This is a genomic window from Qipengyuania sp. BR81-2, assembly GCF_055693895.1.
The window spans coordinates 2,572,198-2,595,820 of record NZ_CM146344.1 but is presented as its reverse complement, the minus strand read 5'-3'; the positions used below and the strand labels follow the sequence as shown (position 1 = coordinate 2,595,820).

Genomic DNA, 23,623 nt, shown 5'->3' with positions numbered 1-23,623 from the left:
TCGATGTCGTATCTGAACGCATCAGGCGTTCCCGCTCCATCCACTCTTGGGAGTTTATTTGATGATTTTCACCCGTCTCAGCCGGGCCTCGCGTCCTTCTTCGGCGATTGCCATGGCTCTTGCTCTTGCGGTCGGCGGTACGCTTACCGCTACCGCGATCGAGCAGCCTGCCCACGCGCAGCGTGACAAGAAGAAGAAGGATGACGCCAAGCCCGAGTATTCGAAGTCGTTCCTCGAGGAATACACCAAGATCTCGGAGATCCAGAAGTCGGAAGCACCGGACTATGCCGCTGCCAAGGCGCTGATCCCGGCGATGCTCGCCGAAGTGAAGTCGGACGATGAAAAGAACGCTGCCGGCGGCATGTTGTTCAACCTCGCCAACGACACGGGCGATGACCAGCTGCAGCTCCAGGGCATCGACCTGATGATCGAAAGTGGCAAGATCGATACCGCTCTCGTCGGCCAGCTCAGCTTTGCTGCCTATCAGACCTACAATGGCATGGGCGACGTCGCGAATGCTCGCGCTGCACTCGAGCGCGCGATCGCTGCAAACTATACGTTCAACGCCACGATGACCGACGGTAGCACGCAGGTCTTCGGTCCCGACCGCATGCATTACCTGATCGCCGACCTCTATCTCGAGAACGGCAGTTACGCTGAAGGCATCGGCTATCTCACCGGTCTCATCGAAGCCAAGCATGCTGCTGGCGAGAAGGCTCCGGAAGTCTGGATCCGCCAGGGTCTCGCAAACGCCTACGAGAACAGCCTGAATGCGGAAGCGGCCAAGTACGCAGCATTCCTCGTGCGCGACTATCCGACCGACGTTTCATGGGGCGATGCCGTGATCATCACGCTGAACGGCAACAACTACGAGAACCCCGAAATTCTCGACCTGCTTCGCCTTTCGCGTCGCACCGGCATCTACAACGACCAGCGTGTTCTTTCGGAATACGTCGAGGTGCTTGACCCGCGCCGCTACCCCGGTGAGGTTGTCGCAGTGATCGACGAAGGTTTCGCAAGCGGCGCTGCCGACCGTACCGATCCCTACCTGATCGAGACGCGCAAGGAAGCTTCGGGCCGCATCGCGGCCGACAAGGCGGACCTTCCGAACCTCGCATCGGATGCCCGTTCGAGCTCGGACCCGAAGACGGTCGTCGTGGCTGGTGACACCTTCCTCAGCTACGACCAGCCGGCCGAGGCAGAGGAATTCTACGCCAAGGCGCTGACCATGGCAGGTGTCGACACCCAGATGGTGCTCACGCGCCTTGGTATCGCGCAGTTCGACCAGGGCAAGTATGCAGAGGCTATCGAGACCTTCGGCAAGGTCGATGGCAAGCGTGCTCCGGTCGCGAACCTCTGGGCGATCTTTGCAGCCCAGAAGAGCGGCGCGTAAGCCAGATCTTCTAGATCGAATTCGGCGGCGCGGGTCCCACGGGATCCGCGCCGTTTTTCTGTTCAGCGCAGGCGCTTCACCCAAAGCGTGTTGTCTCTCCGTTCGACCTTGAACTGGTCAAGCGACTGGAACAGGTCTGACAGGCGCTTGAAGCCATAATTCCGGACGTCGAAGCTGGACCGGTTTCCGGCAAGGCTTCCGACCTCACCCATCTGAGCGAACCCTTCGTCGTCGCGGTTGGCGGCTTTCCACGCGGTTCCGAGGAGCTCGACAAGCTCGTCATCGATAGTGGCCTTGCCTTTGCCGTTATTGGACTTCGACTGGGAGGGCTCATCTGAAGCGCCAGCAATCAGAGCATCGATATCGATGAACCTTGTGCAGGCGCTCTTGAAAGCGTCAGGCGTCTTTTTTCGCCAAAGCCGTAGACGATGAGGCCATCCTGCCTGAGCCGCGTGGCGAGAGGCGCGAAGTCGCTGTCCGAACTCATGATGCCGAAGCCGTCGACCTTACCTTGGTAAAGCAGGTCGATCGCATCGATTGTCATCGCCATGTCGGTGGCGTTCTTGCCGGCAGTCAAGTCGAATTGCTGCTGGGGAAGGATGCCGAACTTGTGGGAGATCTTGTCCCACTTCGAAAGATTGGTCTTGGCGAAGTTGCCATAGGCCCGCTTGATGTTGACCTGGCCCAGTTCGGCCATGACGGTCAGGACGGGATCGATACCCTGCGGCTTGATGTTGTCCGCGTCGATCAGCAGGGCGATGTTTTTGAGGTCTTTTTCTGGCATGCGCCGTCACATGGCGGGCGCGGTGGCCATGCGCAAGTCACTTCGCGGGCTGGAACTGGCCTGTTTCCTCGTCGAGGACGTAGAGGACGCCCTCGGTTATGGCAAAGAATGCGCCCCGCAATTTGAGCGAGCCGTCGGCTTCCTTTTCGCGCACTGCGGGGAAGCTGCGAAGGTTCTTGAGGCTGACGCCGACTGCCGCCATTTCCATCGCTCGCTCTGCTTCTTCGCCATCTATCCCGTGGCTTGCCAACACCTCCTCGCGGGCTTCGTCGAGGAGGCTAACCCAGTTGGCGATGAAACCGCCTCGGCCAAGTTCGCTTCCGGCAAGATCGCGAGTCAGTGCGGCCTTGCAGCCGCCGCACATGCCGTGACCCATGACGAGGATTTGTCGCACCTCGAGGAAGTTTACTGCGAACTCCAATGCGGCCGAAACGCCGTGCTGTCCGGGAGTGGTCTCGAAAGGCGGCACGAGCGCGGCGACGTTGCGGACGACAAAGATCTCTCCCGGATCGACGTCGAAAATCTGGGCGGGATCGACGCGGCTGTCCGAGCAGCCGATGATCATGAGCTTGGGGTGCTGCCCCTCGGCGACGAGTTCGTCGTAGCGCTCTTTCTGTTCCGGATAACCGTCGGCGCGGAAACGGTGATAGCCGCGAAGGAGTTCCGTGAACTCGGGCATCAGAACCTCTCGCCGCGGATCACTTCGACATCCCACATCGAAAGCAGGAGGCCGTGGCTCGAAAGAATGGGCGCGATATCTTCTGCGAGCGCCATCGCTTTGTCCTGAGGTGCGATCGTCAGGATCAGGACCTTGTCCGTGCCCATCACGCGCTCCTCGCGCCAGTGACCGTCACGGCCCTTGCCCGACTGGACAGGGGTGATCGTCCAGCCGGTGATGTCGGCCCGGTCGATGGCGTCGGTTACCCGGCGGACAAGGGCAGTATCGGTCAGGATCTCGATGCGCTTGCGGATGACAGTCTCGATCACGGTCTCTCTCCTCAGCCGCCGGCCAGCATTGTCGCGAGCGCGCCGATCAATCCGATGTTGATCAGGATGTTGAACGGGAATGTCACGCTGAGCGACATGGTCAGGTAAATTCCGGGGTCCGCCTGGGGCAGGGCAAGGCGCATGGCGGCAGGAACTGCAATATAGCTGGCGCTTGCGCAGAGCACGCCAAGCGCCGCGCTCGAGCCGATATCGAGCCCGATAGTCGTCCCGAGCACAGTGCCGATTGCACCGTTCAAAAGGGGCAGGGCGATCGCGATGATGGCAAGCCGGAAGGTCATGGCCCGTGCATCCATCAGGCGGCGTGCGGCGATTAGGCCCATGTCGAGGAGGAACAGGCACAAGACGCCTTTGAAACCGGCCTCGAAGAAGGGTGCGACATCGGAGAAGCCGCTCGCTCCACTGACTACACCGATTGCAAAGGCGCCGAGCAAGAGCACGACCGAGGCGTTGAAAAAGACCTCGTGCAGCAACTCGCCGGCGGGGCGCTTGGCCGCGCCTTCCTCTTTCGCCATCGCGCGCCGTGCGAGAATCAGGCCAGTGAGGATAGCCGGAGTCTCCATCGCTGCCATGACAGCGACCATGAATCCGCCGGGCGGGGTGCCACGCAACTCGTAAATCTCGACGGCTGTAACGAAGGTTACGACGCTGACCGAACCATAGTGTGCTGCAACCGCGCCGGCATTGAGCTGGTCGAGTTTTCCGAAGCTCCGCAGAGCCGCAAAGGCGATGAGGGGGAGGACGAAGCTGGCCGCAATGCCGGCAAGTAACGCCAAAGCCACGGTTGTATCGACACCCGACTTGGCAACCGCGACACCTCCCTTGAGACCGATCGCTGCCATCAGGTACAGCGACATACCCTTTGCGAGAGCTTCAGGAACAGCCAGCTCCGACCGGGCGAAAGCGGCAAGCATGCCAAGGACGAAGAACAGGATCACCGGCGAGGTGAACGTCTGAAGAGTGGCAGCATCCATGATTGCCGCGATAGCCGTGGCCGCTACGGCTCACAAGCCTGCGAGGGAATAGCTATCCACGGGTTGCTACGCGCCACGCGCGCGCCTAGATGGGCGGCGCGATGAACGATCTTTCCTCCCCGCCGAAGCCCGAGGGCGAAGCCCCCGCAAGCAGCGCAAGCCCGACTGGATCCGCGTGAAGGCGCCGGTCAGCAAGGGCTATCACGAGACGCGCAAGCTGATGCGCGACCTCTCGCTCAATACGGTTTGCGAGGAAGCGGCCTGTCCGAACATCGGCGAGTGCTGGGACAAGAAGCACGCCACGGTAATGATCCTGGGCGACGTTTGCACCCGCGCCTGTGCCTTCTGCAACGTGAAGACCGGCATGCCGCGCATGGTCGACCCGATGGAGCCGGAAAACGTCGCGATCGCAGCGGGGCAAATGGGTCTCAACCACATCGTCATAACCAGCGTCGACCGTGACGACCTGCCAGACGGCGGTGCGGACCAGTTTGTGAAGGTGATCAAGGCGCTGCGCCGCGAAACGCCCGACACGACGATCGAAATCCTGACGCCCGATTTCCGCGGCAAGATGCGCGCTGCGGTCGAGAAGATTTGCGAGGCGGGGCCCGACGTCTACAACCACAACCTCGAGACCGTGCCGCGTCTTTATCCCACGATCCGTCCGGGTGCGCGCTATTACGCTTCGCTGCGCCTGCTCGAGGAAGTGAAGGCGCACGACCCGATGATCTTCACGAAATCGGGCATCATGCTCGGCCTCGGCGAACAGCGCCTCGAAGTGCACCAGGTCATGGACGACATGCGCAGCGCGGATGTCGATTTCATCACCATGGGCCAATACCTCCAGCCGACACCCAAGCACGCGAAGGTCGAGGATTTCGTTACGCCCAAGGCGTTTGCAGCCTACGGTTCGATCGCCCGCGCTAAAGGCTTCCTGCAGGTTGCCTCGAGCCCGCTGACGCGTTCGAGCTATCACGCAGGCGACGATTTCGCCGTGATGAAGGCTGCGCGCGAAGAACGCCTTGCGAAGGAGCAAGCGAGGCAGAAAGCCTGATGCCGGGCATCCGCGAGACGCGTCGTCTCCCTTACAGCTGTGAACAGATGTTCGACCTCGTCGCGGATGTGGCGAGATATCCCGAGTTCCTGCCCTGGGTCGTCGCTACGCGGATCTCGCAGTGACAGCGAGAGCGAAATGACCGCCGACATGCTCGTCGGCTTCAAGGCGATCCGCGAGAAGTTCACCTCGCGCGTGATCAAGAATCGCCCGGATCATATCGAGGTGTTCTACGTCGACGGTCCGTTGAAGGATCTCGACAACAACTGGCGTTTCACCTGCCTGCCGGACGGGGGCTGCGAGATCGATTTCTGCGTCGATTTCTCTTTCCGCAACGCCATGTTCGAGCGGCTTGCCGGGCAGTATTTCGACCGCGCTTTCCGCAAGATGGTCGAAGCGTTCGAGAAACGGGCGGACGAGCTCTACGGCCGCGAGAACGCGGCAGCTAACCTTTAGGGCAGCAGCAATTCCAGCGCGCAGACGGTCGCTTCACGGCGGATATCCGCGCGCGACGTCGGTTCGAACTTCTTGAGTTCGCCTTCGGGCTCGCCTTCCTCACCGCGAATGACGCGAGCGAACACCACGGTTCCGACCGGCTTCAGCTTGGTGCCTCCGGTGGGGCCGGCAACGCCGCTGATGGCCACGGCGACATCGGCATTGCTCTTCGCCAGCGCGCCTTTCGCCATGGCCCAGGCACAGGCGATGGAGACGGCGCCAAAGGTCTCGATGATGTCGAGCGGCACGTCGAGCGCTTCCATCTTCGCTTCGTTCGAATAGGTGACGAACCCCCGGTCGAAGACGGCAGAAGAGCCGGGAATCTCGGTAAGTGCTGCCGAGACCAGCCCACCGGTGCAGCTTTCGGCGACTGCCACCCTGCGTCCGGCAGTTTTGTTCTCGTCGATGACCCGCTGTGCCAGCGCGTCGATGTCTTCGGGGAGAAGGGCCTCGAGCGTCATGCTCACCTCGTAGTACTTATTTGCGCAGGACCGTGACAGCCGCCTGAGCTGCGATCCCTTCGCCGCGGCCGGTGAAGCCCAGCCGTTCGGTGGTGGTCGCCTTCACCGATATCACGCCCGTGTCAACGCCCAGCAATTCCGCGATGCGAGTTCGGATAGCCTCGCGGTGCGGGCCGATCTTGGGGGCCTCGCAGATAATCGTCAGGTCGACATTGCCCGTCCTGTAGCCGGCTTTGTCAACGAGTTCAGCGGCATGGGTAAGGAAACGGTCGCTGCTCGCACCTTTCCACTGCGGATCGGACGGAGGAAAGTGATCGCCGATATCGCCATTGCCGATTGCGCCGAGCAGTGCGTCGACGATCGCGTGTAGAGCGACATCGGCATCGCTGTGTCCGGCAAGACCCTTCTCGTGCTCGATCCGGATACCACCGAGCCATAGCTCTTCACCGGCTGCGAGTTTGTGCACATCGAAACCCGTGCCGATGCGGACTGGGGGAAGGTCGGACACGAAATCCTCCGAGAATGTAAGTTTCTTGAGCCTTGCATCGCCTTCGACCAGCGCGACCGAACCGCCAGCAGCGCGAAGCACCTGCGCATCGTCTCCGGCAACCTTCGTGCCCTTCCAGCTTTCGTGAGCTGCGCGGATATCGGTGAAGCGAAAGGCTTGCGGTGTCTGGACGCGCTTCAGTTTCTCGCGTTCGCCGCTTCCTGCCATCACGCCGCTTTCCTCGATAACGAGGCTATCGACCACCGGAAGGACGGGGATGGCACCGGGATGCTTTTCGAGTGCGTCCAGCAAGCGTGCGATCACGACGTCTGGAAGGCCCGGGCGAGCGGCATCATGGATCAGGACGCGGTCTGCGCTCTCGATCGTCAGCAAGGCATTCTGTACCGACTGCTGACGCGTTTCGCCTCCGACGACAGTCGTCCAGCCATCGAGCCCAAGGAGCGCTTCGGCCGTTGCGCTTTCGCCGCCTTTGGGAACTGCGATGACCAACGGATCGGCACCAGCATTGAGCAGCGCCTCGACCGAATGGCGCAGCACCGGCTTGCCGCGATAGGGGGCAAACTGCTTGGGCAATGGCTGGCCGGCGCGCAGGCCCTTGCCGGCGGCGACCACGATTGCAGCGAAGGGGGGAGGGCGGTATCGTCCTGCATAGCTATGCCGCGCGCTAGCGGCTTGCCGTTTTCGCTGCAACGCACTATGTGCCTGCCCAATATTTAGGCACACATCCAGAATGAGCGCGAAACCCATCCCTCCGGTCGAACCGAAACCGATCCAGATCGGCAATGTGACCATCGACACGCCCGTGATCCTGGCGCCCATGACGGGTGTCACGGACCTTCCGTTTCGCAAGCTTGTTCGCAAGTACGGATCGGGTCTCAATGTCACCGAGATGATCGCGAGCGAGGCTGCGATCCGCGAGACGCGTCAGTCGGTGCAGAAGGCTGCGTGGGACCCGATCGAAGAGCCCGTATCGATGCAGCTCGTCGGCTGCGACCCTCATAGCATGGGCGAGGCTGCCAAGCTCCAGCAGGGTAACGGTGCCGACATCATCGACATCAACTTCGGCTGCCCCGTTCGCAAGGTCGTGGGCCAGCTGGCAGGTTCTGCCCTGATGAAGGAGGTGCCGCTCGCCACGAGGCTCATGGAGGCTACGGTCAAGGCGGTCGACGTTCCGGTGACCGTGAAGATGCGGATGGGTTGGGACCATGCCGATCTCAATGCCCCCGAACTCGCCCGCATCGCCGAGGATCTAGGTGTGAAGATGGTCACCATCCATGGCCGTACTCGCAACCAGATGTACAAGGGTAGTGCGGACTGGGAGTTCGTGCGCAAAGTGAAGGACGCCGTTTCGATCCCTGTCATCGTCAACGGGGACATCTGCACCATTGATGATGCCGGGAAGGCGCTCGAACAATCCGGCGCCGACGGCTTGATGATCGGCCGCGGGGCTTACGGAAAACCGTGGCTTCTCGCGCAGGTGATGCACTGGTGGAAGACCGGTGAGACGCTCGAAAGCCCGAGTTTCGACGAGCAGTACGAGGTTGTGGTGGAACACTATCGCGACATGCTCGAACTTTACGGCGAGCAGGTTGGGGCCAAGATCGCACGCAAGCATCTGGGCTGGTACACCAAGGGAATGCACGGTTCCGCAGAGTTTCGGAACCGGGTGAACTTCATCGACCAAGCACCTCTTGTTCTTGAAGAACTCGAGCGGTTCTACGAACCTTTCCTGCAGCGGCGAGCAGCGTGAGCACAGTCCCGGCGGCGTCCGACCAGATAGCCGCGATGGTCTTTGCCGTCCTTTGCATCGATGGCGAGGGCAGGGTGGCAAGCGTCAATCCGGCAGCCGAAGAATTGCTCGGCCGCAGCAGCAAGCGACTGGTCGGCGAGCCGCTGTTCAATTCGCTTTCGATATCCGACGAACGCGTCGCCGCTTCGCTGCTGCAGTCCGAGGCGCAGCTGATCGTGCGCGGCCTGATCCTGAGTACCGGTGACCGCGAACGCGTCGTGAACCTGAGTTGTTCGCCGATGCACAGCCACCCGGGGTGGCGGGTGATCACCATATCCGATGCGGGGCAGGACGCGATGGAGGCCGAAGGCGACGAGGAGCGCACCGAACTGCGCGCGCCGGCGGTGCTCGCCCACGAGATCAAGAACCCCCTGTCTGCCATTCGCGGTGCAAGCCAGCTTCTGGCGCGGCGTTCGGCAGCCAAGGACAAGCCGCTCGCGACCATGATCGAGGGCGAAGTCGACCGGATCGCGCAATTGATCGACCGGATGCAGCAGCTCGGAAGTCGCAAGAAGGTCGAAACCGGCCCTTGCAACCTCCACGAGGCGATCCGAAACGCTATGGCCACGGTGAGGGCAGGGCGCGAGGATGCTTGCGAACTGGCCGAGGAATTCGATCCTTCCTTGCCGGCGGTCGAGGCCGACCAGGGCGCGCTCGAGCAGGTCCTGATCAACCTCCTCGCCAATGCTTGTGATGCGAGTTCGGATGTCGAGGCTGCCCGTATCATCGTGCGGACTCGCTTCGTGAGCGGGCTGAGTTTCTCGGCCATCCGGCTCGGCAAGGCGACGCGCTTGCCGATCGAGATCACGGTCAGTGATCCGGGGCCGGGCCTGCCGCCGGACCTGCGCGACCAGGTGTTCGAACCCTTCGTATCGGGCAAGCCGCACGGGCAGGGCCTTGGCCTTGCACTGGTGCGAAAGCTGTTGCGCGACATGGGTGGACGCATTTCTCACGAACGCGATGAACTTGCAGGCCTTACCCATTTCCGGATCAACCTACCCGTCGCTGAAGGCAGGAACCAAGCATGAGCCATTCCGTCCTCCTTGTCGAAGACGACCGCGGTATCGCAACGGTCATTACCGAAGCACTTCGCGACGAAGGTTTCGAGGTGACCGGTTGCGCGCGGATATCCGACCGCGACCGCCTGCTTAAAGAGCGGCGCTTTGATGTCATGTTGACCGACGTGATGCTCGAGGATGGTGACGGTCTGGACGCGATTGGCGAAGTTCGCGCGACCGCGCCAGACATGCCCATCATCGTCCTTTCCGCCCAGAACACGCTCGATACGGCCGTGCGGGCAAGCGACAGCGAAGCCTTTGAATATTTCCCCAAGCCGTTCGATCTCGACGAATTGTCGCAAGCTGTCCGGCAAGCGGTCGAGAAGGCACCGCGCCGGGAAGAAGACTCCTCCGGTACAGAAGGGGCAGAGCTTCCGCTGATCGGCCGCAGCCGTGCAATGCAGGACGTCTATCGCATGATCACGCGGGTCTTGCGCAACGACCTCACCGTGTTGGTGACGGGGGAAAGTGGAACCGGCAAGGAGCTGGTTGCCGAGGCGATCCACCAGCTGGGGTCGCGCCGGACCGGCCCCTTCGTCGCGGTCAACATGGCGGCGATCCCGCACGACCTGCTCGAAAGCGAGCTTTTCGGCCACGAGCGCGGTTCATTCACCGGTGCGCATGCCCAGCAGATCGGGAAGTTCGAGCAGGCCAATGGCGGCACGCTTTTCCTCGACGAGATCGGCGACATGCCGGCAGAGGCCCAGACGCGGCTTCTTCGTGCCCTCCAGTCTGGTCGCATCCGCCGGGTCGGCGGACGTCAGGAGATTGCCGTGGACGTCCGCATCGTTGCGGCCACCAACCGCAATCTCGAACCGATGATCGCCGACGGAAGGTTCCGCGAGGACCTATTCTACCGGCTCAATGTCGTTCCCATCCATCTCCCGCCGCTTCGCGAAAGGCGCGAGGATATTGCGGATCTCTCGGCTCACTTCCTCGCGCAGGCGGTCGAAGAGGGCCTGCCGCGCCGTCGGCTTTCGCTCGAGGCGATCAACGGGCTGCAACGGCATGACTGGCGAGGCAACGTCCGCGAACTGCGCAATGTGATCTTCCGTCTTGCGCTCGTCGCGCGCGATGACGTTATCGACGCATCGACGCTCGAAGGCATTTTGCCTGCAGGAGTGCCGGAGAAAGGGGAGGGCGGCCGCGATGTGTTCGATGTCGCGCTCTCGACCTGGCTTGCCGGGGCTGGGCCGAGCCACGGGACACTCTACCATGGCGCGCTCGCCGCATTCGAGAAGCCTCTTTTCGAGCATGCCTTGCGCGAAACTGAGGGCAACCAGCTTAGGGCTGCGCAGCTTCTCGGTATCAATCGCAACACCTTGCGCAAGCGGTTGAGCGATCTCGAAATCGAACCGGAGCGCTTTGCTCGGCGTCGATAGCTGTCGACTGATCGATTTAGGGCTTGCAAAAATGCAACAGGGGCGATGTAACGCTGCCACGATGGCGACGCAGGCTGCCCCCCAGACTCGACGCACACCGCGCTGGTGGCGCAGGTTCGTGGTGGCTTCGCGCCGGGCGAACTTCTTCACTGTCGTCGAGATTCTCGCCGCCACCGCATTCCTGCTGATGGTCGCAACGACATGGGCAGCGTTCACGAGTGCGCCGGATACAGGCGAACTCCTGCCCAGCAGGCAGGTTGCTGTCCTCTTGATCGGTACGCTTATTCCGGCAATGGCGCTGCTGGTCCTTGCAGGACGCAGGCTCGCACTCCGCAGGGCTGCCGGCAGCACGGCGAGATTGCACGTCCGCCTCGTGTTTTTCTTCTCGATGATCGCCGCCGTCCCGACCCTGCTCGTGGCTGCCTTCGCCGCGATCCTGTTCCAGTCCGGCGTCGATTTCTGGTTCTCGGACAACTCCCGCGGATTGATGGAAAACGCCAATGATCTGGCGGAGAGCTATTACGAGGATAACCAGCTCGATCTTGCGCAGGAAACCATCTCGATGGCGATGGATATGCGCACGATCCTCCAGCAGGTCTCGGTCACCGATCCGGATTTCATGCTGGTCTACGAATACCAGGCGCAGCCGCGCGAAGTGTTCGAGAGTGCCATCCTGCAGACCTTCCCGGACGGAACGGCCCGTACTGCGGTCGTCTATGGCATCACCGAAAGCAGTGATCCGGTCGGTTTCACCGAGGAAAGCCTGAGCTCGCTGCGCCGCGGAGAAGCGGTGGCTATCCGCGGCAGCCCTGAGCGGATCGAGGCTATCGCTCCGATTGACCGGATTGCGGGGATCTATCTCTACACCGCACGCAATGCCGAGGCGGCAAGCTTCCGAAGCTGGGAAAGCGCGCGATCGATCTCGTCGGCATACGAAGAGCTTACCAAGCGGGCGCGCGCCTTGCAGTTACGGTTCAACCTCGCACTTTTCTTCGTCAGTCTTGCCCTCGTCGGCATTGCAGTTTGGTTCGCGCTGCGCTTCGCCGACCGGCAGGTAGAACCGCTCACTGACCTCGTGGCAGCCGCGCGCAAGGTCGGCGCGGGCAACTTCGCACTGCGTGTCGAAGGCCGGACGGGCGCGGACGAGATCGGCCTGCTAAACCGAGCATTCAACCGGATGACGGCGCAGATCGAGAAACAGACCGATGCTCTCGTCTCGGCAAATAATGAACTGGAAGACAGGCGCAGCTTCATTGAGGCGGTTCTGGAATCGGTCTCTGCTGGCGTTATCACGATCGATGGCAAGCGGCGCGTCCTGCTCATGAACGCGCCCGCCCAGGCGACCTTGCTCGAGGGCGGGGAGGGCGCAGCGCATCCCGAAACGCTTGATGAAATGGCCCCGCAGATTGCGGCGATGGTCGCTGCGGGACTGGAGCGCGGCGTGGTCAGCCATTCGCGGCACGGCGAACTGATGACGCTCGCCGTCAAGCTGGTGCCCGAGGGCGACGGGCACGTGATCACTTTCGAGGACATCACGCGCCAGCTGCTCGACCAGCGTCAGGCCGCATGGTCCGATGTCGCACGCCGCATCGCCCACGAAATCAAGAACCCGCTGACCCCGATCCAGCTTGCCACCGAGCGCCTAAAGCGCCGCTATCGCAAACAGATCGAGGCGGATGGCGAGTTGTTCGACGAACTGACCAGCACGATCGTGCGCCAGGTTGGCGACCTAAGGAAGATGGTCGACGAATTCTCGAGCTTTGCGCGTCTGCCCAAACCTGTCTTCCGCCCGGAAGATGCGCTTGACCTGGTTCGCCAGTCATTGTTCCTGCAGGAAGTCGCCAACCCGGACATCAACTACGGGATGACCACCGAGATCGAAGGTCCGCTCAAGATCCAGGCCGACCGTCACCAACTCGGTCAGGCAGTGACCAACATCCTCAAGAACGCTGCCGAAGCGATCGAAGCGCAGGCCGCCCATGGGGCAGCCGACTACCGGGGGCGGATCGCCGTCGAGGTGGCGCAGGACGAGAACTCGATCACGATCACCGTTACCGACAACGGGATCGGCCTGCCGCAGGATCGCGAGCGCATCCTCGATCCCTATGTCACCACTCGCGAGAAGGGCACCGGCCTCGGTCTCGCGATCGTCAACAAGATCGTCGAAGAGCATGGCGGCGACATGAGTTTCTCATCCGTCGACGGCGGTGGAACCCGCGTGATGCTGCGCTTCGCCCGCGACCCGCACGGCATGGTGCGCGACAATTCCGACAAGAACTCCGAAGAAAGAACGGGAAGCTGATATGGCCCTGGATATCCTCATCGTCGACGACGAACGCGACATTCGCGAGCTCGTGGCGGGCGTGCTGAGCGACGAGGGCTACGAGTGCCGGACAGCGGCCGACAGCGTCTCGGCGCTCGACGCGGTCGACGAGAAGCGACCCAGTCTCGTTCTGCTCGACGTATGGCTTCACGGCAGCCCCATGGACGGGCTCGAGGTGCTCGATGCGATCAAGCTGCGCGAACCCGAACTCCCCGTCATCATCTTCTCCGGCCATGGCAATATCGACACGGCGGTGTCTGCGGTCAGCCGCGGCGCCATGGACTTCATCGAGAAGCCGTTCGAGGCAGAACGCCTGCTGCACCTCGTCGAACGCGCAACCGAGACCGAGAGCCTGAGGCGCGAGAATTCGCGGCTGCGCGAAGGCACCAACGATGGCGGCGAATTCACGGGTAACTCGGCTGCGATCAATGCTGTGAGGGCGACGCTCAAGCGCGTAGCCGCGACCGGCAGCCGCGTGCTCATCAGTGGTCCTGCGGGATCCGGCAAGGAGGTGGCTGCCCGTCTGCTCCACAGCTGGTCCACCCGCGCCGACAAGCCCTTCGTGATCGTCAATTCTGCCCGCATCACGCCCGAGCGCTTCGAAGAAGAGCTCTTCGGCGAAGAGGCCGAGGGAAAGCTGGTTCGTCCGGGGCTGCTCGAAACTGCCGATGGCGGAACGCTCTACCTCGATGAAGTGGCGGACATGCCGCTGTCGACCCAGGCGAGGATCCTTCGTGTCCTGACCGAACAGAGCTTCGTCAGAGTAGGGGGCAATAGGCAGATCGGCGTCGACGTGCGGGTCATCTCATCGACTGCACGCGACCTGACGAAGGAGATGGAAGAGAAGAACTTCCGCGAAGACCTCTTCTATCGCCTCAATGTCGTGCCGGTCGAGATTCCGTCGCTGGCCGAACGGCGTGACGACATTCCTGCGTTGGCCGAATATTTCTTCGCGCGCTACGCCACCGAGCAAGGGCTTCGGCCGCCAGCCATAAGCGAGGAGGCAATGGCTGCGCTGCAGGCCTATGACTGGCCCGGGAATGTCCGCCAACTGCGCAACGTGGTCGAGCGCACCATCATCCTCACACCGCGCGACCAGATCGAGACGGTCGAGGCAGACATGCTTTCTGAAGAAGTCACCGGAGGGAAGGTGGGCGGCACCGGCGGAATGGCAGCGCTCATGGGCGCTCCGCTGCGGGAAGCGCGCGAAAGCTTCGAGCGGGAATATCTCGCGATCCAGATTCGGCGTTTCTCCGGCAATATCTCCAAGACGGCCAGCTTCATCGGAATGGAGCGTTCAGCACTTCACCGTAAGCTGAAACTGCTGGGAATGGCCGAAAGGAAGAGCGGGGATCGCAAGTAGGGGTACAGGCCACCTATCCCATTTATTTTATTGCTAAGACGGAACCAAGAAGGCACATTGCGTTTCAATTCCGGACGGAAATCCGGTGCCCGGACGCGGTGGGAGCGTCCAGATCGTCGCCTTTTAACAGGGCGGCCAACAACAGGAGACACAACGATGTCTGGCGAACGCACTCTCTCGGCCCGCCCGCGCCCGTCAAAAGAGCCAGCCCCAAAAGGCAAGGCGCCCAATCTGCAAGACGCTTTCCTGAACCTGCTTCGCAAGGAGAAGGCACCCGTCACCGTCTTCCTGGTGAAGGGTGTGAAGCTGCAAGGCATCGTTACCTGGTTCGACAATTTCTCGATCCTGCTTAGGCGCGATGGCCAGTCGCAGCTGGTCTACAAGCATGCCATCAGCACGATCATGCCCGGTCAGCCGATCGACGCGCAGCAGTTCTCCAGCCAAGGTTCCAACGCGAAGCAGCGGCTGTTGCAGGATGTCTTCCTCAGCCGTGTCCGCCAGGCCGAAGCGCAGGTGACGATGTTCCTCGTCAACGGCGTGATGCTGCAAGGCAAGATCGCGGCCTATGATCTCTTCTGCATGCTGCTCGAGCGCGATGGCTACGTGCAATTGGCCTATAAGCATGCGGTCTCCACCATCCAGCCTGCCACTCCGGTCGACCTGACCGAGGAGTGGGACGAGGACGACAGCTGAGTTTCGACGACGATCTTCTGGGCGAGGTCTCACGCGGTGCGCGGGCCCTCGTCATCTGCCCGGATATTCGCGGCATCGCTTACGATCTCGACGCGGACAGCCGTCTGCGCGAGGCGGAGGGGCTTGCGCTCGCCATCGGTATTGCCATCGAAGACAGCTTCATCCTGCCTGTCCGGGATGTGAAACCGAACCTTCTGTTCGGTGCCGGCCAGGTCGAAAACATCCGCATCGCCTGCGAACAGCACGAAGCGGAACTCGTAGTGGTCGACGGTGCGCTCAGCCCGATCCAGCAGCGCAACCTTGAAGAAAAGCTCTCGCGCAAGGTCATCGACAGGACTGGCCTGATCCTCGAGATATTCGGCGAACGGGCCGCGACTGCAGAGGGCCGCCTGCAGGTGGAGCTTGCCCATCTCGATTACCAGCAGAGCCGCCTTGTGCGCAGCTGGACCCACCTCGAACGCCAGCGTGGCGGCTTCGGCTTCCTCGGCGGTCCGGGTGAAACGCAGATCGAGGCCGACCGGCGGATGATCCGCCAGCGAATGGGCCGGCTGCGCAAGGAGCTGGAGCAGGTTCGCAAGACGCGCGGGCTGCACCGCGAGCGCCGCGAACGCGCCCCGTGGCCGGTTGTCGCGCTCGTTGGCTACACGAATGCGGGCAAGTCGACTCTGTTCAACCGTCTGACCGGTGCGGAGGTCATGGCCGAAGACCTGCTCTTCGCCACCCTTGATCCGACGATGCGGGCCATTTCTCTCCCGGGTGTCGAGAAGACCATCCTTTCCGATACCGTCGGCTTTATCTCCGACCTGCCCACACAGTTGGTCGCCGCGTTCCGCGCCACGCTGGAAGAAGTGACTGCTGCAGATATCATTTGTCACGTGCGCGATATCTCGAACCCCTCGGCCGAAGCGCAGAAAGCTCAGGTTCTTCGCGTCCTGACGGATCTCGGCGTTATCGACGGGGAGGGGGGTCAGTCATCCATTCCGATCCTCGAAGTGTGGAATAAGTGGGACCTTCTTTCGCAGGAACGGGCAGAGGAACTGGAGCCACTGGTCGAGGGCAGCGAGGATATCGTGCGGGTCTCGGCATTGACCGGCGCAGGCGTGGACGAACTCCTCGAAAAGCTCGGTGAAATGCTGACGGCCAAGGCGCTGGTGCAGGAAGTTTCCATCCCTGCCAGCGACGGCCGCAGGATCGCCTGGCTTCACGCGCATGGCGAGGTGCTATCCGAAGAAGACGCGGGCGAGGGCCCTGAAGGCCCGATGCGTCGTTTTGTCGTTCGATTGAACCCCAAGGAAATGGGTCAGTTCGAAACTCTATGAGGCTGCCTTTTCGCGGCGCTTCACTTCCTGCCAGAGCTCTTCTTGCGCCGCGAGATCGCGTTCGGCAAAGTCGCCGCCTGCTAGAGCTTCCATCTCCCTGAAGCGGCGTTCGAATTTTGCGTTGGCGGCACGAAGCGCACCTTCCGCGTCGACGCCAAAGGCTCTCACGAGGTTGACGGCAGCGAAAAGAAAGTCGCCCGCTTCTTCTTCAATTTCGCTTTCAGTTGCCTCTCGAAGTTCTTCGATTTCCTCAAGAACTTTGGCGCGTGGTCCATGGGTATCGGGCCAGTCGAAGCCATGGCGGGCAGCCCGTTTCTGGAGCTTTTGGGCCCGGAGCAAAGCCGGTAGTGCCTTGGCGACGCCATCGAGCGCGCCTGTTGCACCGGATGACTCTCGTTCAGCGGCCTTGATGTCTTCCCATCGGGTTTCTTCCATCACGCCACCTTCGTCGCCGAAAATGTGCGGATGGCGTGCTTCCATCTTGTCCGAGATGTCCTTCGCCACGTCGGTGAAGTCGAAACTTCCCACTTCCTCGGCCATCCGGGCATGGAAAACGACCTGGAAGAGTAAATCGCCGAGTTCACCGCGTAGATCGTCCACATCGGAGCGTTCGATGGCATCAGCGACTTCGTAGGCTTCCTCGATTGTATAGGGTGCGATGGTCGAGAAGTCCTGTGCGGTGTCCCATTCACAGCCGCGTTCCGGATCCCGGAGGCGTGCCATGATGCTCAGAAGTCGGTCGATCTGTTCTGACATGGGTTTTCGATAGTTCGCGGAGCTTCAAATCGGAAGGGGAGCCCTGTCGACAACTCCAACTGTTGGATTGATAATATATATTATGTTAAATGATGGAAGGGTGCGGCAGGAGGATAAGCCCCTTTTTGCTCAGCTCATCCCCGTGAACCAGCTGACGATGAAATACGCTACGCCGATGATGCCGACCCAGATCAGCGCCATCTTGATGATCTCGGTCGAACGCAATCCATCGCCGCGTTTCATACCGACCAGATACGCAACCACGAGAGCGGCCATCAGTGCCGCCCAGGCTACTTCGCCACCACCCATGCTCATAACCGAACCTCCAACCCGTCATAACCGACGATGACGCCCTTGGGCACTTTCTCGGACAGTCGGCGATAATCCATCGATTTGTCCATATGGGTCAGGACGGTTTTGCGCGCTTTACAACGTCTTGCGAGGTCCAAAGCCATGTCGAGGTGCGCGTGGGTCGGATGCGGACGCTCGCGCAGGCAGTCGACCACGAGAAGATCGCATCCCTTGAAGGTCTTTACCATTTCAGGCGTGATCTCGCTGAAATCGGTCGCGTAAACGATCGATTTTCCGTCGGCCTCGAAACGGAATCCTGTACTGCGCGCAGGACCGTGCGGCATTATCACATCGTCGAAGGAAAAGCCTGCAACTAGCTGTGTTTGCGAAGTTTCCTTCAATTCGACAATCGTTGGATATCCAAATTGACCCTCGAACACGTAGTCGAAGCGCCTGCGCAACCTTTCGCAGGTCTTCTTCGTGGCAAAACCGGGAAGCGGATTGCTGCGGTCGTAACGCATCACGCGAAGGTCATCGATCCCGTGACAGTGATCTGCATGGTCGTGGGTCCAGAACACTGCATCGACCTTGGCGATCCCGTTGGCCAGCAGCTGCGCCCTGAGATCGGTCGACGTATCCACGAGAATTCGCTGACCGGCATCGTTCTCGACGATGATGGACACACGCGTACGGCGATTGCGTGGCTCGTTCGGGTCGCATTCTCCCCAGTCATCTCCGACACGAGGTACGCCTGTGGACGTGCCCGAGCCAAGCATGATGAGCTTCACGCGGCAGCCTTGCTGAACAGCCGATAGAAATTCCGCGTGGTGTACTCGGAAAGCTCCTCGAACGTTTCGCCGCGCAGGTCGGCGATGAAGCTGGCCGTATCGCGCACGAAACCCGGTTCGCAGGTCTTCCCACGGTGCGGCACCGGCGCGAGGAACGGGCTGTCAGTTTCGACCAGCAGTCGGTCCTGCGGTACGGTCTTGGCGACTTCCTGCAGCTCTTTCGCGTTCTTGAAGGTCACGATGCCCGATAGGGAGATCGACAGCCCGAGTTCGAGCACTTTCCGGCCGAACTCTTCCGAAGCGGTGAAACAGTGGATCAGGGCAGGGAAAGCGCCCTTCTCCATTTCGTCCGCCAGGATCGCGATCGTGTCGTCCTCGGCATCGCGGGTATGGATGATCACCGGCAGGCCCGTTTCGCGTGCCACGTCGATATGGATGCGGAACAGGCGCTGCTGCTCCGCGCGGTCCGAGTGATCGTAGTAATAGTCGAGCCCGGTCTCGCCGATACCGATAACGCGCGGATCACGCGTGGCTTCGAGCAATTCTTCGCGCGTCAGATCGGGATGATCGTCGGCATTGTGCGGATGAATGCCGACGCTCGCCCAGACATCGGGTTTGGCATTGGCCGTTCCGACCACCTGGGCCCACTCCGCGCGTTTGGTCGAGATATTGAGGAAAGCCCCCACCCCTGCCCCGCGCGCGCGGTCGAGCACTTCGGACTGGCTCTCGACCAGTCCTTCGTATTCGAGGTGGCAGTGGCTATCGACCAGCATTACGCTTCCTCTGCTTCCGGAAGTTCGAGACGCGGGAAGGCAGGCGTGGGCTTCTCGATGACGTGACCCGAGGCCACAAGCGCGGGGAACCAGCTTTCATCGGCCAGGTCGGCGTAGGTCCGGCGATCCGCCGTGACGCCAAGCTGGTCCAGAACCGCTGCCGACTTCGTCGGGACGACTGGCTGTATCGCGATGGCAAGATCACGGATGGCGATAAAGAGCGTCTGGAGAACGGCTCTCATCCGCTCCGGATCGGTCTTCTTCAGGGCCCAAGGCGCCTGCTCGTCGACATAGGCGTTGCAGGCGAAAACCGCCTTCAGCCATGCCTCGATCCCGACGCTGAAACTGAGCGCTTCGAACTCGCGCGGCAGGACAGTTCGGCAGGCTTCCTGCACCGTGGTCAGAAGCGTCTTGTCATCACCGTTTGGCTCGAAGGCCTCGAGCTTGCCGTCCATGTTCTTGTGGATCATCGACAGCGTACGCTGCGCGAGGTTGCCGAAGCTGTTCGCAAGCTCGGCATTCACCTTGTTTACAAGCGCTTCTGCCGAATAGCTGCCGTCCTTTCCGAATACGACTTCGGCCATCAGGAAGTACCGCAAGGAGTCCACGCCGAACAGGTCGACTAGTTCGTTCGGGTCGGTCACGTTGCCGGCCGACTTCGATTCCTTGACGCCGCGATTGAGCAGGAAGCCATGGCCGAAGACGTGCTGCGGCACAGGCAGGTCCGCGCTCATTAGGAATGCGGGCCAGTAGATCGTGTGGAACCGGACGATGTCCTTGCCGATGAGGTGCAGGCTTGCGGGCCAGTACTTGTCCCACATCTCGCCGCCATCGGGATAGCCGACGCCGGTGATGTAGTTGGTCAGCGCATCGACCCACACGTACATCACGTGGTTTTCTGCACCTGGGACCTTCACGCCCCAGTCGAAACTGGTGCGGCTTACCGAGAGATCCTTCAGGCCGCCCTCGACAAAGGCAATCATCTCGTTCCGGCGGCTAGCCGGTTCGAGGAAGCCCGGCTTGTTCAGCAGCTCGAGCAGCGGTTCAGCATATTTCGACAGGCGGAAGAACCAGGTCTCCTCCTCGGTCCATTCGACCGGGGTGCCCTGCGGCGAGAGCTTTTCGCCCCCTTCCCCTTCGATCAGTTCCTTCTCGTCGTAATAGGCTTCGTCGCGGACCGAGTACCAGCCTTCGTAACGATCGAGGTAGAGGTCACCCTTGGCCTCCATCGCCTGCCAGATGGCGCGGCTCGCCTTGTGGTGATCCTCGTCGGTGGTCCGGATGAACCGGTCGTAGGTGATGTCGAGGCGGTCGAATAGGTCTTTGAAGGCGCCCGACATCTCGTCGGCCAGTTCGCGCGGGGTCTTGCCCAGGTCGCGCGCCTTCTGCGCCATCTTGAGGCCATGCTCGTCCGTGCCCGTCTGGAAGCGCACGTCGCGCCCCATCAGGCGCTGGAAGCGCGCGATGACGTCTGCTGCGATGGTCTCGTAGGCATGGCCGATATGCGGCTTGCCGTTCGGATAGTGGATCGCGGTGGTGATATAATAAGGGTCAGCCATTGCCGCGCTCGCTAGCCGCGCCTGCGCCCGCTAGCAAGGTTCCGATTTCCATCCCGAGCAGGCCGGGATCGAAATTGTAGGTCGGCTGTTCGCCAGTCAGCCTTACGAGCTGGGCGTGGGTGTCGACCAGCCCGCGAGGATCGCCCGCCACCGAAGGGAGCTTTTCCGCGAGAATCGCGCGTGCCAGATCGAGCACCGCCTGGAGACGCGGAATGTCCTGCTTCGCGCCGATAACGCCGGCCAGCTGGCCGCGCAGGCTGAAATCGCGGTCGCCCTCATCCACGATACGCCGCATCAACTGGGCAGCTTTGCCTAGATCGAGATCGACGAAGGACAGGGCGGCCCCAGGAGAACCGGCTGCGGCCGCAATAGCGGCATCCCGTGTGGCGATATCGACCTGCGGCGCGAGGTCGCGCAGCAACTCGTCCATTGCCACTCTCGACAATGCGGGAAAGCGGACGGTGCGGCATCGGGATCGGATAGTCGGCAGCAGCCTAGCCGGGCTGTGGGCGACGAGAAGGAAATATGTGCCTTGGGGCGGTTCCTCGAGGCTCTTGAGAAGGGCGTTAGAGGCGGAAACCTCCATGTCATCGGCAGGATCGATGATGACGACACGCTTCGAACCCATGGTGGGGCGCGTGGTCAGGCGCTTCTGGATCTCGCGCACCTGGTCGACCTTTATGCCGCGCGCCAGTTCGTATGGCTTGCCCTCGTCGCGCTTCTTGGCCTCGTCCTTGTTCTTGGGGCCATAGGTCAGCGTGATGATATCGGGATGCTCGCCCGATCCATCGGCCCCGAGCATTTCACGAGCGGCGGCCTGCGCGAAGCTCGCCTTGCCGAGACCCTTCTTGCCGGCGAGCAGCCAGGCATGGTGCATGCGTTCACCGCCCATTGCGGCCCGCCACTGCGCCCAAGCTTCCTCGTGCCCGACCAAGCTCATTTCGTTGCCTCGCCAAGCAGTGGAGCGACCGCTTCGAGGACCCGGGCGTGGACTTCCTCGATCGTACCGTTCCCGTCGATGAGTGCGAAGCGCTCCGGCTCCGCCTTGGCAAAGTCGGAAAAGGCGCGGTTCACTCTTGCGTGATAATCCGCGTCCCTTCCGCCGATCGCGTCCGAATTATCGCCGTCACGCTTGCTGAGCCTGTCGGAAACGTCGTGGCTGCTCGCCTCGATCACGAGGGTGAAATCGGGCAGCAAGCCATCACTGCCGATTGCATGGAGCTGTTTGACCTTCTCGTCACCGAACTCACCGGCAATCCCTTGGTACGCCCTGCTGGAATCGAGGAAGCGATCGCAGATGACCCACGCTCCGCGCTCGACCGCGGGAGTAATTAATCGGGCGACATGGTCCGAGCGGGCCGCAGCAAAGAGGAGCGCCTCTGCCTGTGGTCCCCACCCCTCCCCCGGTGGATGGAGCAGGAGGTTGCGGATCGCTTCTGCACCCGGCGTCCCGCCCGGTTCACGGGTGAGTTCGACCGACAGTCCGCGATCTCTCAGAGCATCGGCCAGTAGCCTCCCTTGCGTGGACTTGCCCATCCCCTCTCCGCCCTCGAGTGCGATGAATTTGCCCTTGCTCACGTGATCCAGCTCCGCAGGCCGTTTATGGCTCGTTCGATGACATTGGCAGTAGCCACATCCTCCGCAGCGACGAGTGGAACACGATAGTCTTCCATGCCTTCGACGCTGACCCGTAGGTGGGCGATCAGCTCGCCCTTGGCGATAGGTGCGCGCAGCGGCCCTTCATACTCGATTGACAGTTCGTAAGCTGCCGGAGTGCCTTCTGGCAGGTCGACATAGACACCCTGCGGCGCCACGGCATCCACACTCCCGCTCGATCCACCCTGGACCCGCACTTCCCCAACTGCAGTCTTCGGCGGGAACAGCTGGGTCTGTTCGAACGTCTCGAACCCCCACTCGATCAGCTGGCGGGAAGCACGATCGCGTGCCCTCGCCCCGGGGCTTCCTGCAACGACCATGACAAGGCGGCGACCGTTCCTTTCGGCGGAACCGAGAAAGCCGAAACCGGCCTGGTTGGTGAATCCCGTTTTGATCCCGTCTGCACCCGGAAAACTGCCGCTGATCGGATCGTGATTGGGCTGCGTGATGCCGCCGTAGGTGAAAGACGGCTTGCCGACAAAGTGGCGGTATTTGACCGGATGGCGCCGAACCATGACGCTGGCGAGAGTGCTGAGATCGCGCGCCGTCACGAAAGTCCTGCCTTCGTCCATCCAGCCATTGGGCGTGCCGAAGTGGCTGTCCCGCATGCCGATCTCGGTCGCCTTGGCATTCATCGCATCGACCCACGCCTCGACTGACCCGGCAGCACCATGAGCGAGGAGTGCAGCCCCGTCATTGGCAGATACGGTGGTGACCCCATGCACCAACTCGTCGACCGTGACCGTTTCATCATAGGCGAGGAACATGGTCGAACCCACGCCCCGCCATTCGCGCCAAAGCTCGAGCGGCGGCGCGAAGCTCTGCTGCGGGACGATCCGGCCCTCTTCCATCCATTCGAAAGCGAGGAAGGTGGTCATCACCTTGGTGATCGATGCTGGCATGAACCGCCGGTCCGCCTCGCGTGCGAAGAGGACCTGTCCACTCGTAACATCGTAGAGATAGGCGATCGGCGCGTCTTCGACTGCCGGCGGGCCGACAGGATCCTCAGCCTGCTGCGCCGAAACCGCGCCCGTGCAAAGCAGGCAGGCAGAGCCAGCCAGGGTTAGTCGGACAGATAGTCTCAAGCCGCTTAAATCGCCGGACTCTTCCGGCGTCTCCCTCAATTCGGTGCTACGGCAATTTCTATAGCCACCGTCGCACGCCTTGGCGAGCGTGCGGACGGCCTGTCCACCGCTTAG

At 61.7% G+C, this 23,623-nt stretch carries 21 protein-coding genes and 3 pseudogenes; 10 read left to right on the top strand and 14 right to left on the bottom strand.

Annotated features, from left to right (window positions below; genetic code table 11):
* The first annotated feature begins 61 nt into the window (after nt 1–61).
* Nucleotides 62–1,393 (top strand): hypothetical protein, encoded by a 1,332-nt coding sequence (locus ACZ1G8_RS13125; RefSeq protein WP_472679777.1) that lies wholly within the window; start codon nt 62–64, stop codon nt 1,391–1,393.
* Nucleotides 1,394–1,455: 62 nt separating this feature from the next.
* Here ACZ1G8_RS13125 and ACZ1G8_RS13120 read toward each other — a convergent pair.
* From ACZ1G8_RS13120 to ACZ1G8_RS13105, 4 genes and pseudogenes are all read right to left on the bottom strand, one after another.
* Nucleotides 1,456–2,177 (bottom strand): annotated as a pseudogene (locus ACZ1G8_RS13120) (NYN domain-containing protein).
* Nucleotides 2,178–2,214: 37 nt separating this feature from the next.
* Nucleotides 2,215–2,856, bottom strand: a complete 642-nt coding sequence (locus tag ACZ1G8_RS13115) for a carbonic anhydrase (RefSeq protein ID WP_472679776.1) — start codon at nt 2,854–2,856, stop codon at nt 2,215–2,217.
* Entirely contained in the window at nt 2,856–3,164 is a 309-nt protein-coding gene (locus tag ACZ1G8_RS13110; RefSeq protein ID WP_472679775.1) for a P-II family nitrogen regulator, read from the bottom strand. Before ACZ1G8_RS13110 ends, ACZ1G8_RS13115 begins: the two co-directional genes overlap by 1 nt.
* Before the next feature lie 11 nt (nt 3,165–3,175).
* Nucleotides 3,176–4,156 carry a sodium-dependent bicarbonate transport family permease gene (locus tag ACZ1G8_RS13105; RefSeq protein WP_472679774.1) on the bottom strand — a complete coding sequence of 327 codons (981 nt, stop codon included), beginning with the start codon at nt 4,154–4,156 and terminating at the stop codon, nt 3,176–3,178.
* An 89-nt stretch (nt 4,157–4,245) separates the two neighbouring features.
* Between ACZ1G8_RS13105 and lipA the strand changes: the two are divergent.
* Nucleotides 4,246–5,210 (top strand): annotated as a pseudogene (lipA, locus tag ACZ1G8_RS13100) (lipoyl synthase).
* A pseudogene (locus ACZ1G8_RS13095) lies at nt 5,210–5,666 on the top strand (type II toxin-antitoxin system RatA family toxin). Before lipA ends, ACZ1G8_RS13095 begins: the two co-directional pseudogenes overlap by 1 nt.
* Here the strand turns inward: ACZ1G8_RS13095 and ACZ1G8_RS13090 are convergent.
* Both ACZ1G8_RS13090 and ACZ1G8_RS13085 read right to left on the bottom strand, forming a co-directional pair.
* A complete protein-coding gene (locus ACZ1G8_RS13090) occupies nt 5,663–6,166 on the bottom strand; it encodes a CinA family protein (RefSeq protein WP_472679773.1) in 504 nt (167 codons plus the stop codon). The pseudogene ACZ1G8_RS13095 and the gene ACZ1G8_RS13090 sit on opposite strands and share 4 nt — an antisense overlap.
* Before the next feature lie 16 nt (nt 6,167–6,182).
* Entirely contained in the window at nt 6,183–7,286 is a 1,104-nt protein-coding gene (locus tag ACZ1G8_RS13085) for a bifunctional 2-C-methyl-D-erythritol 4-phosphate cytidylyltransferase/2-C-methyl-D-erythritol 2,4-cyclodiphosphate synthase (RefSeq protein WP_472679772.1), read from the bottom strand.
* Nucleotides 7,287–7,404: 118 nt separating this feature from the next.
* On the opposite strand from ACZ1G8_RS13085, the gene dusB reads away from it, so the two are divergent.
* The 7 genes from dusB to hflX all read left to right on the top strand — a co-directional run bounded on the left by dusB (nt 7,405) and on the right by hflX (nt 16,601).
* The gene (gene dusB / locus ACZ1G8_RS13080) at nt 7,405–8,424 is read left to right on the top strand and encodes a tRNA dihydrouridine synthase DusB (protein WP_472679771.1); all 1,020 of its coding nucleotides are present in this window, start codon (nt 7,405–7,407) and stop codon (nt 8,422–8,424) included.
* Entirely contained in the window at nt 8,421–9,491 is a 1,071-nt protein-coding gene (locus ACZ1G8_RS13075) for a two-component system sensor histidine kinase NtrB (protein WP_472679770.1), read from the top strand. Before dusB ends, ACZ1G8_RS13075 begins: the two co-directional genes overlap by 4 nt.
* Nucleotides 9,488–10,903 carry a nitrogen regulation protein NR(I) gene (ntrC, locus tag ACZ1G8_RS13070; RefSeq protein WP_472679769.1) on the top strand — a complete coding sequence of 472 codons (1,416 nt, stop codon included), beginning with the start codon at nt 9,488–9,490 and terminating at the stop codon, nt 10,901–10,903. Before ACZ1G8_RS13075 ends, ntrC begins: the two co-directional genes overlap by 4 nt.
* A 61-nt stretch (nt 10,904–10,964) precedes the next feature.
* Nucleotides 10,965–13,205, top strand: coding sequence for a sensor histidine kinase (locus tag ACZ1G8_RS13065; RefSeq protein ID WP_472679768.1), 2,241 nt, complete (start codon nt 10,965–10,967; stop codon nt 13,203–13,205).
* Nucleotide 13,206: 1 nt separating this feature from the next.
* The gene (gene ntrX, locus ACZ1G8_RS13060; protein WP_472679767.1) at nt 13,207–14,589 is read left to right on the top strand and encodes a nitrogen assimilation response regulator NtrX; all 1,383 of its coding nucleotides are present in this window, start codon (nt 13,207–13,209) and stop codon (nt 14,587–14,589) included.
* A gap of 156 nt (nt 14,590–14,745) precedes the next feature.
* The gene (gene hfq, locus ACZ1G8_RS13055) at nt 14,746–15,282 is read left to right on the top strand and encodes an RNA chaperone Hfq (protein ID WP_244920684.1); all 537 of its coding nucleotides are present in this window, start codon (nt 14,746–14,748) and stop codon (nt 15,280–15,282) included.
* Nucleotides 15,261–16,601 carry a GTPase HflX gene (gene hflX, locus ACZ1G8_RS13050; RefSeq protein ID WP_472679766.1) on the top strand — a complete coding sequence of 447 codons (1,341 nt, stop codon included), beginning with the start codon at nt 15,261–15,263 and terminating at the stop codon, nt 16,599–16,601. The genes hfq and hflX overlap by 22 nt, the downstream gene beginning before the upstream one ends.
* Here the strand turns inward: hflX and mazG are convergent.
* The 8 genes from mazG to ACZ1G8_RS13010 all read right to left on the bottom strand — a co-directional run bounded on the left by mazG (nt 16,596) and on the right by ACZ1G8_RS13010 (nt 23,509).
* Nucleotides 16,596–17,357: a nucleoside triphosphate pyrophosphohydrolase gene (gene mazG / locus ACZ1G8_RS13045; RefSeq protein ID WP_472679765.1), complete on the bottom strand. Its 762-nt coding sequence runs from the start codon at nt 17,355–17,357 to the stop codon at nt 16,596–16,598. The genes hflX and mazG overlap by 6 nt on opposite strands.
* A 129-nt stretch (nt 17,358–17,486) precedes the next feature.
* Complete coding sequence (locus tag ACZ1G8_RS13040) at nt 17,487–17,672, bottom strand: hypothetical protein (RefSeq protein ID WP_472679764.1); 186 nt, start codon at nt 17,670–17,672, stop codon at nt 17,487–17,489.
* Nucleotides 17,669–18,436 carry an MBL fold metallo-hydrolase gene (locus ACZ1G8_RS13035; protein WP_472679763.1) on the bottom strand — a complete coding sequence of 256 codons (768 nt, stop codon included), beginning with the start codon at nt 18,434–18,436 and terminating at the stop codon, nt 17,669–17,671. Before ACZ1G8_RS13035 ends, ACZ1G8_RS13040 begins: the two co-directional genes overlap by 4 nt.
* Nucleotides 18,433–19,209 (bottom strand): TatD family hydrolase, encoded by a 777-nt coding sequence (locus ACZ1G8_RS13030; protein ID WP_472679762.1) that lies wholly within the window; start codon nt 19,207–19,209, stop codon nt 18,433–18,435. The genes ACZ1G8_RS13035 and ACZ1G8_RS13030 overlap by 4 nt, the downstream gene beginning before the upstream one ends.
* Nucleotides 19,209–20,768, bottom strand: a complete 1,560-nt coding sequence (metG, locus tag ACZ1G8_RS13025) for a methionine--tRNA ligase (RefSeq protein WP_472679761.1) — start codon at nt 20,766–20,768, stop codon at nt 19,209–19,211. The genes ACZ1G8_RS13030 and metG overlap by 1 nt, the downstream gene beginning before the upstream one ends.
* Complete coding sequence (locus ACZ1G8_RS13020; RefSeq protein ID WP_472679760.1) at nt 20,761–21,708, bottom strand: AAA family ATPase; 948 nt, start codon at nt 21,706–21,708, stop codon at nt 20,761–20,763. Before ACZ1G8_RS13020 ends, metG begins: the two co-directional genes overlap by 8 nt.
* Nucleotides 21,705–22,346, bottom strand: a complete 642-nt coding sequence (gene tmk / locus ACZ1G8_RS13015) for a dTMP kinase (protein ID WP_472679759.1) — start codon at nt 22,344–22,346, stop codon at nt 21,705–21,707. Before tmk ends, ACZ1G8_RS13020 begins: the two co-directional genes overlap by 4 nt.
* Nucleotides 22,343–23,509: a D-alanyl-D-alanine carboxypeptidase family protein gene (locus ACZ1G8_RS13010; RefSeq protein ID WP_472679758.1), complete on the bottom strand. Its 1,167-nt coding sequence runs from the start codon at nt 23,507–23,509 to the stop codon at nt 22,343–22,345. Before ACZ1G8_RS13010 ends, tmk begins: the two co-directional genes overlap by 4 nt.
* Nucleotides 23,510–23,623 lie beyond the last annotated feature (114 nt).